This window comes from Amycolatopsis sp. NPDC003861, from assembly GCF_053605405.1.
On the sequence record NZ_JBSGJD010000295.1, the window covers coordinates 1 to 10,932 of the forward strand.

13 protein-coding genes are annotated in these 10,932 nt (G+C 72.1%); 9 read left to right on the forward strand and 4 right to left on the reverse strand.

Going from position 1 to position 10,932, the window contains the following annotated elements:
• Both ACWEVN_RS42050 and ACWEVN_RS42055 read right to left on the reverse strand, forming a co-directional pair.
• Positions 1–1,361 (reverse strand): DEAD/DEAH box helicase (locus tag ACWEVN_RS42050; protein WP_452055005.1); only part of this gene is annotated, 1,361 nt, incomplete at its 3' end.
• Between the two features lie 323 nt (positions 1,362–1,684).
• Entirely contained in the window at positions 1,685–2,644 is a 960-nt protein-coding gene (locus ACWEVN_RS42055) for a serine protein kinase RIO (protein ID WP_452055006.1), read from the reverse strand.
• Positions 2,645–2,918: 274 nt separating this feature from the next.
• On the opposite strand from ACWEVN_RS42055, the gene ACWEVN_RS42060 reads away from it, so the two are divergent.
• The 5 genes from ACWEVN_RS42060 (at position 2,919) to ACWEVN_RS42080 (ending at position 6,685) form a co-directional block, all read left to right on the forward strand.
• Complete coding sequence (locus tag ACWEVN_RS42060) at positions 2,919–4,454, forward strand: phytoene desaturase family protein (protein WP_452055007.1); 1,536 nt, start codon at positions 2,919–2,921, stop codon at positions 4,452–4,454.
• A 165-nt stretch (positions 4,455–4,619) separates the two neighbouring features.
• Positions 4,620–4,883 carry a hypothetical protein gene (locus ACWEVN_RS42065; protein WP_449682783.1) on the forward strand — a complete coding sequence of 88 codons (264 nt, stop codon included), beginning with the start codon at positions 4,620–4,622 and terminating at the stop codon, positions 4,881–4,883.
• On the forward strand, positions 4,867–5,016 hold the full coding sequence (locus tag ACWEVN_RS42070; protein ID WP_449682784.1) for a hypothetical protein: 150 nt from the start codon (positions 4,867–4,869) through the stop codon (positions 5,014–5,016). The genes ACWEVN_RS42065 and ACWEVN_RS42070 overlap by 17 nt, the downstream gene beginning before the upstream one ends.
• On the forward strand, positions 5,013–5,786 hold the full coding sequence (locus tag ACWEVN_RS42075; protein ID WP_452055008.1) for a hypothetical protein: 774 nt from the start codon (positions 5,013–5,015) through the stop codon (positions 5,784–5,786). Before ACWEVN_RS42070 ends, ACWEVN_RS42075 begins: the two co-directional genes overlap by 4 nt.
• Positions 5,783–6,685: a hypothetical protein gene (locus ACWEVN_RS42080; RefSeq protein ID WP_452055009.1), complete on the forward strand. Its 903-nt coding sequence runs from the start codon at positions 5,783–5,785 to the stop codon at positions 6,683–6,685. Before ACWEVN_RS42075 ends, ACWEVN_RS42080 begins: the two co-directional genes overlap by 4 nt.
• On the opposite strand, the gene ACWEVN_RS42085 is transcribed toward ACWEVN_RS42080, so the two are convergent.
• The gene (locus ACWEVN_RS42085) at positions 6,675–7,565 is read right to left on the reverse strand and encodes an MBL fold metallo-hydrolase (RefSeq protein ID WP_452055010.1); all 891 of its coding nucleotides are present in this window, start codon (positions 7,563–7,565) and stop codon (positions 6,675–6,677) included. The two genes, ACWEVN_RS42080 and ACWEVN_RS42085, sit on opposite strands and share 11 nt — an antisense overlap.
• An 82-nt stretch (positions 7,566–7,647) precedes the next feature.
• Between ACWEVN_RS42085 and ACWEVN_RS42090 the strand changes: the two genes are divergently transcribed.
• Genes ACWEVN_RS42090 through ACWEVN_RS42100 form a run of 3 tightly spaced genes read left to right on the forward strand, consistent with a single transcriptional unit; the run spans position 7,648 to position 9,890 of the window.
• Positions 7,648–8,499 (forward strand): LysR family transcriptional regulator, encoded by an 852-nt coding sequence (locus ACWEVN_RS42090; protein WP_452055011.1) that lies wholly within the window; start codon positions 7,648–7,650, stop codon positions 8,497–8,499.
• A 56-nt stretch (positions 8,500–8,555) separates the two neighbouring features.
• The gene (locus ACWEVN_RS42095) at positions 8,556–9,359 is read left to right on the forward strand and encodes a class I SAM-dependent methyltransferase (RefSeq protein WP_452055012.1); all 804 of its coding nucleotides are present in this window, start codon (positions 8,556–8,558) and stop codon (positions 9,357–9,359) included.
• On the forward strand, positions 9,360–9,890 hold the full coding sequence (locus tag ACWEVN_RS42100) for a TetR/AcrR family transcriptional regulator (protein ID WP_449682790.1): 531 nt from the start codon (positions 9,360–9,362) through the stop codon (positions 9,888–9,890).
• Here the strand turns inward: ACWEVN_RS42100 and ACWEVN_RS42105 are convergent.
• Entirely contained in the window at positions 9,887–10,441 is a 555-nt protein-coding gene (locus ACWEVN_RS42105) for a suppressor of fused domain protein (RefSeq protein ID WP_452055013.1), read from the reverse strand. The genes ACWEVN_RS42100 and ACWEVN_RS42105 overlap by 4 nt on opposite strands.
• A gap of 83 nt (positions 10,442–10,524) precedes the next feature.
• Here ACWEVN_RS42105 and ACWEVN_RS42110 point away from each other — a divergent pair.
• A partial coding sequence (locus tag ACWEVN_RS42110; protein WP_452055014.1) for an NAD(P)/FAD-dependent oxidoreductase occupies positions 10,525–10,932 on the forward strand: 408 nt, incomplete at its 3' end.

Sequence of the window (10,932 nt, forward strand, 5' to 3'; positions counted from 1 at the left end):
GCCGGGCTCCGGCCGAGGCGGTTCGTAGGCGACCAGCCGGCTGACGGCTTCGGTGGTCCGCGCGGCTTCCAGGGCGCAGAGGGCACCTGGGCACCGGTGATGCGGGACAGCTCGGCGTCGCCCGGGCGGACCGTGGTCGACTCCGCGCGCACGCCGGCGCGGTCGGTCAGCCGGCGGACCATCCGGCGCTGGTCGTGCGTCGCCAGCGTGACGACCACACCGGACGCCCCGGCGCGGGCCGTGCGGCCGGCGCGGTGGAGGTAGTCCTTGTGGTCGGCGGCCGGGTCGACGTGCAGCACCAGCGAGATGTCGTCGACGTGGATGCCGCGCGCGGCGACGTCCGTGGCGACCAGCACCGGGGTGTGGCCGTCCTTGAAGTCGGCGAGGACGCGGTTGCGCTGCCCCTGGGTCTTGCCGCCGTGCAGCGCCGCCGCGTGCACACCCTGCTCGCGCAGCCGCTCGGTGAGGCGGTCGACGTGGTGCTTGGTGCGCACGAACATGATCGTGCGGCCTTCGCGGGCGCCGATCTGCGTGATGACGTCCTGCTTGTCCTGGTGCGAGACCTGGAGCACGTGGTGGTCCATGGTCGTCACGCTGGCGGTCGACGGCGCGACCGAGTGCGTGACCGGGTCGGTCAGGTACTGCTTGACCAGGCGGTTGACGTCACCGTCGAGGGTCGCGGAGAACAGCAGCCGCTGCCCACCCGGCGGGGTCAGGTCGAGGATCTCGCGGACCTGCGGCATGAAGCCCATGTCCGCCATCTGGTCGGCCTCGTCGAGTGCGATGAAGTTGCAGTCGCCCAGGTGCGCGGTGCCCTGCCGGACGTGGTCCGACAGCCGGCCCGGGGTGGCGATCAGCAGGTCGACGCCGCGGGACAGCGCGTCCGCCTGGCGGGCGAAGGCCATGCCGCCGACGGCCGTGCGGCACCACAGGCCGAGCGCCTTGGCCAGCGGGGTCAGCGAGTCGGCGACCTGCATGGCCAGCTCGCGGGTCGGGACCAGGATCAGCGCGCGGGGGCGCTTCGGGCGGGCCTTGCCGCCGTCGAGCCGGGCCAGCATGGCCAGGCCGAAGGCGAGGGTCTTGCCGGAGCCGGTCTGGGCGCGGCCCAGCACGTCGCGGCCGGCCAGCGCGTCCGGGATGGTCGCGGACTGGATCGGGAAGGGCTGGTTGATGCCCGCGTCGGCCAGCGCGCGGAGCAGCGGCTCCGGCAGGCCCAGCTGGGCGAACGTCTTGGTGACCACGGTCTCGACGGCGTCGTCGCGCAGCATGTCGCCGCCCGCAGGCCGCTGGCGCGGCTTGTGGTCGGGACGGCCCGCGCGGGCGGACGTCGAGGAGTGGCCGGAGTTGAACGTGACTGTCACAAATGCCTCTCGGACGTGGTTCGTCGCAAGGGAGGCCCGGGCTGCCCGCGCGCAGGCAGGGCAAGATGGTGTGCGATGGGCGTTCACAGGGACGGACCCGGCACACCGTGTCATCGCTTGCCGACACTGCGCGCCGCTTGGGTTACGGATTACCGCGAGCCATTCGGTGGCTCTGGAGGCGACGGACACCAACTCATCCACGCCGCCGGTTGCGGTCTGTGTTCACTGTACCCGAGCCGGAGCTGGGACTACGCATCGAGGTCACCGGTTGTGGGCGGGGTCGCAGGCGTGTTCCACACCACACCTGCGACCCCGCCGCGGAATCAGTCCATGCCGGCCGCGGAAACGAGCTCCGCCAGCAGTTCCCCGGTGTTCGTGACGTGCTCGCCGAGGCCCCGGCCGTGGAACCAGCCGGCCAGGTTGCGCACGTCCCGGGCCAGGAACTCGACGCCGCCGGGGTTGGCGACGACGTCGACGACCTGGGGCAGGTCGATCACCATCAGCCTGCCCCGGTGCACGAGCAGGTTGTACGCCGAGAGGTCGCCGTGCGCGAGCCCTTCGGAGGCGAGCAGCTCGAGCGCCGCGGTGGCCTGGAACCACAGGTCCGTCAGCTCGTCCGGGTCCGGGCGGACCTGGGCCAGCCGGGGCGCGGCGGTGCCGTCGTCCTCGCCGAGGAACTCGAGCAGCAGTTCCGTCCCCTCCCTCTGCACCGGGTAGGGCACCGGCGCGCCGAGCGTCCACAGGCGACTCAGCGCGGCGAACTCGGCCACCGCCCACTGCTCGGCGATGAGGTTGCGGCCGAACGCGCTGCGTTGGGCCATCGCGCGCATCTCGCGGGACCGGCGCATCCGCCGCCCTTCGAGGTAGCCCGCGTCGCGGTGGAACAGCTTGTGCTCGTCGCTGCGGTAGCGCTTCGCGGCGAGGAGCGTGCCCGGCGTGCCGGGCAGCCCGCGCCGCAGCAGGTGGACGTCGGCCTCCTTGCCGGTCTTGAGGACGCCGAGGTCGGTGTCGACCGCGGCGAGCTCGGTGACGACCCAGTCCGGCCGGGGGAGCGGGCCGTGCTCGGCGTCGTCCCAGGTGGACCAGCGGTCGGCGCCGTCGGGCAGCTGGTTTTCGGTGTAGGCGTCGTCGCGCAGCTTCGCGAGGCGGACGCGCTCGGCTTCGGTCAGCCGGCCGCTGCGGGTGGGTTCGGGTTCGTCGAACCGGCCGCGCCGCGGGCTCTTCCGGCGGCGGGTGGGCTGGTCGTCGAACAGGTCGAAGTCTTCGTAGTCGTGCTGGCGCACTGGTGGGTTTCTCCTTGATCAGGGATGCCCCACCGGGCGCGTGGTCAGCCTCGGGGGGCGGGTGGGTGAGGGCGCGAAAAGGCCCGGACAGTCCGCACGTCAGGCACCTCCCGTTCTCACCACACCGGCTCCCTGCCGGGTGCGCACAGGATGCCGGACTCTTCCGCCGCCGCGCAACCGAATAGCGCGAACGGTCCATTCGTGACGTTTCCTTGAATTCGCCCCGGCGCCGTGGTCACGATGAACGGGCAGGCCGAACTAGGAGGGGCGGCAGATGGACAGCTACGACGTGGTGATCGTCGGCGGTGGGCACAACGGCCTGGTGGCGGCCGCGTACCTGGCGCGGGCGGGCCGGTCGGTGCTCGTGCTCGAACGGCGGGAAGAGACCGGTGGCGCCGCCGTCTCGTTCCGCGCGTTCGAGGGCGTGGACGTCCGGCTTTCGCGCTACTCGTACCTGGTCAGCCTGCTGCCGAAGAAGATCGTGGCCGACCTCGGCCTCGACGTGGAACTGCGACGGCGCCGGATGTCGTCCTACACCCCGTCGGGCGGCTCCGGTCTCCTTGTCGACAACGACGACGCCGTCCGGACGGCGTCGTCGTTCCGGGCGGTCACCGGGTCCACTTCGGACTTCTCGGCCTGGCAGCGGTTCTACGAGCTGACCGAGCGCGTCGCCGGGCGTGCGTTCGGGACGCTCACCGAACCGCTGCTGTCCGAAGTGGACTTCCGCGAACGCGTCGGCGATGCCGAGGCGTGGTCCTTGCTGTTCGAACGGCCGATCGGCGAAGCGCTCAGGTCGTGGTTCGGCCACGACACGGTGCGCGGCGTGGTGCTCACCGACGCGCTGATCGGCACGTTCGCCCCGGCGGACGGCGAGGACCTGCGGCAGAACCGGTGCCTGCTCTACCACGTGATCGGCAACGGCACCGGCGACTGGGACGTCCCGGTCGGCGGCATGGGCGCGGTCACCCGTTCGCTCGCGGCGGTCGCCGCCGCGGCGGGCGCGCGCCTGGTGACCGGGGTCGAGGTGCTCGCGATCGACCCGGACGGCGAGGTGCGTTACCGGCGTGACGACACCGAGTTCGTCGTCCGGGGCGGGCACGTCCTCGCGAACGTCGCGCCGGCGACGCTCGCGCGGCTCCTGGCCGAGGATCCGGCGGAGCGCCCGGAAGGCGCACAGCTGAAGGTGAACATGGTGCTGACGCGGCTGCCGAGGCTGCGTGACCCGGACATCGATCCGGCCGAAGCGTTCGGGGGCACCTTCCACGTCAACGAGACCTTCAGCCAGCTGGAAACGGCGTACCGCGAGGCGGCGGCGGGCGGGATCCCCACGCTGCCGCCCTGCGAGATCTATTGCCACTCGCTGACGGATCCGTCGATCCTCGGCCCGGCCGAACGCGCGGCCGGCACGCACACCCTCACCCTGTTCGGCCTGCACATGCCGGCACGCCTCTTCCAGGGGCGCAACGAAGAGGCACGCGAAGCGGCGTTGCGCGCGACGCTCGCTTCGCTGAACAGCGTGCTGGCCGAGCCGATCGAGGACTGCCTGCTGATCGCACCGGACGGCAGGCCCTGTGTGGAAGCGAAGACCCCGCTGGACCTGGAAGCCGAGCTGGGCCTTCCGGCGGGGCACATCTTCCACCGGGACCTGTCGTGGCCGTATGCGGAAGACCCGGCCCAGGCCGGCCGCTGGGGCGTCGAGACCGCCCACGAACGCATCCTGCTGTGTGGTGCGGGTGCCGCGAGAGGAGGTGGTGTCAGCGGCATCCCCGGCCACAACGCGGCAATGGCGGTGCTCGGCGCCCGAGCGTAATCGGTGACCCGGAATTGCGCACGGCCCACACCCGGTGAAAAAGAAACGGTTCCCGGGAATCGACGCTGCCCCATGCAGGTGCATCGCGCGGGGCAGCGTTGACACCCGCTTTCGCCGGGTGCTCCCATGGAAAGACCGGCGGCGGTGGGGCGTGGAGGGGTCAGGATGGGTGACGAAGCTGTGTTCACCGATTTCCCGGTCGAGATCAGAAGGCGCGCCGCGAGCTACCTCGGCGTGACTTCCGCGGCCGGAATTCCCGAAGTGTCCCGCATCGGGTCCGAAGGAACGGAGAGTTCCGAAAACACCGAGCGCTCCGAAGGAAAGGAAGGCACCGAAGGCAGCGAGACCACCGAGCGTTCCGAGATGACGGAAACCAGCGAGAACACCGAGACCAGCGAATCGATGGAGCGGTATGCCGGGTTCCGCTGACGACGACGAATCCGTCCCGATCGGCGACCCGTTCATCCCGGCCGAAGCGCGGCCCGCGGTGGTCGACGAGCTGGCGCGAACCGCTTGGCAGGTCGCGGCGGCCCTCGAAGTCTGGGAAACCAGCGGCCGATGACGCTCCTGGTCATCGCCGCGGACACGGACGAGACGGCGGCCCGGTTCACCGCTTTCGCGACCTCGCAAGGGGTTGCGGCGGTCATCGCGCACGAGTTCGGCCGGGTCGGCGTCTCGGTGCGGTCGACTCGCGAGCGGATTTGCCGGGCGCGGCTGACGTTCGACGGCGCCGAAGTGGCCGGGATCCTCAACCGCGGGACCGGCGGCTGGGGTGACGAGCAGGATCCGGACCGCGCCTTCGCCGCGGCCGAGACCTACGCGGCGTTCTGGTCGGCGGTCGCCCTGTGGCCGGGGCCGGTGGTCAACCGGCCGTCGGAGCACGGGTTCTTCGCGCGCCTGGACCCACTCGAACTCGCGAGTGCCGGGGTGGTCGAGCCACCGCGCACGGTGATCCTCAACGACGGTACGGCGCCGGGACAGGAGGTGTACCGGATTCCCGAGTGGACAGTGCTGGACCCGGACGCCCCGCGCAGCCGGTTCGATGTCGTCCAGATCGGCGACCCGGGCCGCACCCGCCGGTTCGTCGTCGCCGGAGCCGAGACCTTCGAGGCAGGTGACGGGCGAGCACGGCCCGACGCGGAGACGGCGGATCGGGTGGCCCCGATCGTCGCCTGGATCCGAAGGCGGGGAACGATGTTCGCCGACTTCCGGGTGGACCTGGAGGTGGGAATCCCGCGGCTGGCCGACGTCTCGTGCTGGCCGGGGCACCACCTGTTCCCGGACTTCGAGGACCAGGTCTACGCGGCCCTGCTGGCCGGGCTCACCTCATGATCCTCTGCCTCGGTGTCGCCGCCGACCCGACCTTCACGGCCGGGCTGCGGGCGCTCCGCGGGGCCGGGGTCGCGTTCCGGCCGGTCGACCTGCCCTCGCTGGCCATGCGCGGCCGCATCCGGATTCCCTTGGACAGCCCGGCCGATACCCAGCTGTCGCTGGACGGCGAAACTCACCGCGCCGAGGATTTCGACGCCGTCTGGTGCCGGCTCGTGGACGTCGCCTCCGCGGCCCCGACGCCCGAACTCGCCGCGGCCTCCGCGGGCCAGACCGAGGCGCTGGCGCTGATCCTCGAATTCCTGCCCGGCAAGGTGATGAACCCGCCGCTGCGCGAAGCGTCCGGGTTCACCAAGCTGCTGCACGCGGTGACCCTCGGCGAAGTCGGCGGGTGGCAGGTTCCGGAAACCTGCCTCACCTCGGACCCGCAGGAGGCGCTGGACTTCGTCCGCGGCTGCCGGGCCGGGGCGATCTTCAAAGGCGCCAGCGCCACGAAGACGTGGGCGACGGTCTTCGAGCCGCACCACGAGTCCCGGCTGCCGCGGCTCGTCGACCTGCCGGTGCTGTTCCAGGAGCGGATCACCGGGCCGGACGTGCGGATCCACGTCGTGGGCGACCGGTCGTTCGGCGAGCTGATCGACTCGCCGGTGCTCGACTACCGGACCGTCCGGGGCGTCAACGACTACCGCCCGCTGGTGCCGCCGCGAGAGATCGCCGAAGGCTGCGCGCGGCTGACCGCGCACTGCCGCGTTCCTCTCCTGGGCGTCGACTTCAAGATCGAGCGCGCCACCGGGGAATGGTTCTTCCTGGAGGCGAACTCGATGCCGTGCTTCGAGGGCTACGACGAGCGGGCTGGTGGCGCCATCTCGCGCGCGATCGTCGAGTGGCTCGTCACGCCGTGACGCCGTGCTCCGCGCAGAGGCACCCGATGCCCGGCTCGATCCACTCTCGGCCGGCCCACTCGGGGTGGCGCTCGACGAGCAAAGCGCGCACCTCGGTGGTGAGTTCGTCCACGCCCATCGCCGAATCCCGGCGGCGCCAGGTTTCGTCGCGGAGTTCGCGCAGGTAGTCGCGGACGTCGGTGAGCACCGGCAGCCCTCCGAGGGCGCCGTGGCCCGGTACGACCACTCGCGGTCCGGACGCGATCAGCCGGTCCAGCACCGCGAGCCAGCCCACGCCCGAGACGTCCGTGTCGTGCGGCGGGAACCACGGGAAGATCGCGAACTGCCCGGTTTCGGCCAGGTCGCCGGTGAACAACACGCCGGCGCCCGGGACCTCGACGACCTGGTCGCCGGCGGTGTGACCCCGGCCCGTGGGCCGCAGCCGGACGGTCCGGCCGCCGAGGTCGAGCGTGTGCTCGTTGTAGACCAAGTCGGGGGTGGGCACGCTGACGCCGTCGAGGCGGCGGGCGATCGTCTCGCCCAGGCCGCGGAACATCTCCAGGTAGCCGGGGCCGCGGGTGGCGAGGTCTTCGGCCTGGCCACGGTTGACCAGGTAAGTGGCTTCACCGGCGAACACCTGCGCGCCGAACGCGTGCTCGGGGTGGAAGTGGGTCGTGGTCAGATAAAGGCGACGGCCCTTCGCCACTTCGCGCGCGAAGGCCAGCACCTGCTCGGCGTTGGCGGTGCCGATGCCGGTGTCGACGACCAGGACGGCCTCGGTGCCGCCGATGATGCCGATGTTCGGCACCAAATCGACGTGGTCGTTCGGGATCACCAGCAGGTCGGGGGCGATCTCCCGGGCGCCGGCGACACGCACGGCGGGATCGTTCAGCTCGGTCATGCCCCGATTCCACCGCCGCTCGTCCGCCGCCGTCCAAGACCGGTTCGGTGGCGCCGATACCGGGCGCCTATCGTCGCCGGTCATGGAGCTGCGCACGCTGCGGTACTTCGTCGCGGTCGCCGAGGAACTCCACTTCGGCCGGGCCGCGGCGCGGCTGCACATGAGCCAGCCGCCGCTGAGCCGGGCGATCAAGCAACTGGAAACCGACGTCGGGGCCGTCCTGCTGTTGCGGTCCGCCGCGGGCGTCGCGCTCACCCCGGCGGGAACGGCGTTGCTGGCCGAAGCGCGGGCGCTGCTCGACCAGGCCGACCAGGCTCGCGTGCGCGTCGCCACGGCGGCGGGCACACCGACCCTGACCGTCGGCATCCTCGGTGACGGGGCCGACCCCGCCGCGACCCGGCTCGCCGAGGCCCACCGGGCCCGGCACCCGGACGTCGAGGTCCGCGTCCGCGACGCCGACCTCACCGACCCGACCTGCGGCCTGCGCGCCGGGCTCGTCGATGTCGCGCTGACCCGCGGGCCGTTCGACCAGACCGGCCTGACGGTGCACGAGCTGCGCGCCGACCCGGTGGGCGCGGTGCTGCGGGCCGACGACCCGCTGGCCGGCCGCGATCACCTCGCGCTCGCCGACCTGGCCGGACGGCGCTGGTTCCGGTTCCCGGACGGCACCGACCCGGTCTGGCAGGCGTACTGGCACGGTGGCGAACCCCGCGAGGGGCCGGTGGTGCGGGCCGTCCAAGAATGTCTGCAGGCCGTGCTGTGGAACGGCACGGTCGGGCTGATGCCGCTCGGGCACCGGCCGCCGGGGGAGCTGGCCGTGGTGCCGTTGCCGGACATGGCCCCGAATCCGGTGGTCGTCGCTTGGCAAGACGGCGACGCGAACCCGCTGATCCGCTCGTTCGCCCGGATCGCGGCGGCCGCCTACCGGGCGTGAACGGCGACAGACTCGTGCCCGATGAAAAATGAACGTTCATTCGCTATGCTGGCCGCATGCGTTCCGCCAGCCGAACCGCCGAGCACGTCGCCCTGTTCCGCGCCCTGGAGACCCGGCGCCGCGACCGGCTCTTCGCCGACGACCTCGCCATCCGGTTTCTGCCGGCCCGCTACCGCTGGCTCGTGCGGGCCGCGGCCGTCCGGCCGCTCGGGCACGGCATCGCGCGCGCGATCGACCACTTCTACCCGGGCGGGCCGCGCATGTCGGCGGTCGCCCGCACCCGGCTGATCGACGACCTGCTCACCGGGGCCGAGCCGGACCAGGTGCTCCTGCTCGGGGCCGGGTACGACAGCCGCGCCCACCGCATCGCCGGCAGGCTGCCCACCTACGAGGTCGACCACCCTCTGACCCAGCGGGCCAAGCGGCAGCGCGTCGCGGACCGGCCGCACGTGCACTACGTCCCCGTCGACCTCGGCACCGACAGCCTTGTCACGGCCCTCGACGGCTTCCCGCGCAAGCGCACGGCCGTCGTCTGGGAAGGCGTCACCAACTACCTCACCGAGCAGGCCGTCGACTCGACGCTCCGCGACCTCGCCGCCATCACCGCGCCGGGCAGCACGATCATCTTCACCTACGTCGACCGGGCGGTGCTCGGCGCCGACGTCGCCTGGCAGCGGAAGGTCGCGCAGGTCGGTGAACCGTGGACGTTCGGCTTCCGGCCCGCCGACGTCCCCGGGTACCTGGCCGAACGAGGTCTGGACCTCAAGGGCGACCTGTCGGCGAAGGACGCGGCCGCCCGCTACCACCGGGGCGAGCCGGCCGCCGAGTTCTACCGGATCGCGTGGGCGGTGGTCCGGTAGATGCCCAAGGTCAGCGAGGAACACCTGGCGAGCCGCCGCCGTCAGATTCTCGACGCCGCGGCCGGCTGCTTCGCCCGCGCCGGGTTCCACCGCACTTCGATGCAGGACATCGTCAAGGAGTCCGGCCTGTCCGCCGGGCTGATCTACCGGTACTTCACCGGCAAGGAGGACATGATCCTCGCGATCGTCGGCGAATGGCACACGGCCCGGGCGACCGGCCTGGGCGACGCCGACGATCCCTTGGCCGGCTACCTCGGCCTGTTGCGGGAGATCGCCGGGCCGGACGCGGCACAGCAGCGGAACCTCGGGCTGCAGGCGTGGGCGGAAACCGTCCGCGAACCCCGGATCCGCGCCCTGGCCCGTCAAGGCGTCGACGACCAGCGAGAGGCGTTCGGCGACGTCGCACCGGACGCCGTGATCCGGGTGCTCGTGGCCATCTACCAGGGCTTGCTGCTGCAGGCTTCGTGGGACGACGAGCTGGACGCCGAGGCGTTCGTCGAGGCGGTCCGGGAATTGGTGCAGCGTCGCTAGACCACCGGTGGGCGGCGGACGTCGTAGAGGTCCCAGTCCAGCTGCCAGAACGCGTCGATGCCGTGCTCGCGGATGTACTTCCGCTCGGTGTCGTGCACCGGGTAGCAGCCCGCGATGCTGATCGGCGCGCCACCGATGTCGATCAGCGTGTACTGGTGCGCGTCGAGGCTTGCGGGCGCCGAAACCGCGAACGCCGTCATCGACGACTCCGGGGCGATCGGCTGGCCGAAGTCGATGGTGTCGCCGTAGACGAACGGGCACGTCCCGCGCAGCTGCTCGGCCAGGTAACCGATGGCCAGGGCCCAGACCGGGTCGTCGGACCGGACGCTGATCCACAGCTCGGGCCGGACGCCGTGCCAGTCCGGGTGGTCGGCCAGCGAGAGGCCGTAGGTCGCGCCGGTGAGGTAGCGCGGCTCGGGTTCGTCGGCGTAGACGAACGAGATGACGTCGTCGAGCCCGGGCTGCGTCGACGGGATGGGCTGCAGCCGGGGCGCGGCGGACCCGGTCAGGGTGTCGAGATGGGCGAAATACCGCTCGGCACGGCTCGGCATGGCGCGCAGCATACGACCGGCCGGGCGTCTGCGTGGGTTATCCCGTTGGCCCGGGCGCGGCAAGATCGGGCAGGGTGGGAAGCATGCGAGTGCTTGTGATCGGCAGCGGAATCGGCGGCGCGGCGACGGCCTGGCACCTGGCGGGCCGCGGCGCGGAAGTGATCGTCGCGGACGCGGCGCGCCCGGGGACGGCGACCGAAGCCGGCGCCGGCATCGTCAGCCCCTGGACATCGCGCTGGGACGACGCGGTCTACCCGCTCGCGGCGGCCGCGGGCCGGTACTACCGGGAGTTCACCGCGGAGCTGGAAGGTTCGTCGTTCGAGGTGGTCGGCGGAATGGTGGTCTCGGCCGACGACGCGGAACTGGCCGAAGCCCACGAGCGGCTGACGTCGCGGGCGGCGAACGCGCCCGAGATGGGCGAGGTCCGGCTTCTCGACCCGGCGCAGGCCCGCGAGCTGTTCCCGGCGCTGGCGCCCGGGCTGGGCGCGGTG

Excerpts from the sequence above, each read along its gene's own strand:
- ACWEVN_RS42075 (WP_452055008.1), top strand. The coding sequence starts at position 5,013 with ATGACGCTCCTGGTCATCGCCGCGGACACGGACGAGACGGCGGCCCGG.
- ACWEVN_RS42070 (WP_449682784.1), top strand. The coding sequence starts at position 4,867 with ATGCCGGGTTCCGCTGACGACGACGAATCCGTCCCGATCGGCGACCCG.
- ACWEVN_RS42065 (WP_449682783.1), top strand. The coding sequence starts at position 4,620 with ATGGGTGACGAAGCTGTGTTCACCGATTTCCCGGTCGAGATCAGAAGG.
- ACWEVN_RS42090 (WP_452055011.1), top strand. The coding sequence starts at position 7,648 with ATGGAGCTGCGCACGCTGCGGTACTTCGTCGCGGTCGCCGAGGAACTC.
- ACWEVN_RS42105 (WP_452055013.1), bottom strand. The coding sequence starts at position 10,441 with ATGCCGAGCCGTGCCGAGCGGTATTTCGCCCATCTCGACACCCTGACC.
- ACWEVN_RS42100 (WP_449682790.1), top strand. The coding sequence starts at position 9,360 with ATGCCCAAGGTCAGCGAGGAACACCTGGCGAGCCGCCGCCGTCAGATT.
- ACWEVN_RS42060 (WP_452055007.1), top strand. The coding sequence starts at position 2,919 with ATGGACAGCTACGACGTGGTGATCGTCGGCGGTGGGCACAACGGCCTG.
- ACWEVN_RS42095 (WP_452055012.1), top strand. The coding sequence starts at position 8,556 with ATGCGTTCCGCCAGCCGAACCGCCGAGCACGTCGCCCTGTTCCGCGCC.
- ACWEVN_RS42080 (WP_452055009.1), top strand. The coding sequence starts at position 5,783 with ATGATCCTCTGCCTCGGTGTCGCCGCCGACCCGACCTTCACGGCCGGG.
- ACWEVN_RS42085 (WP_452055010.1), bottom strand. The coding sequence starts at position 7,565 with ATGACCGAGCTGAACGATCCCGCCGTGCGTGTCGCCGGCGCCCGGGAG.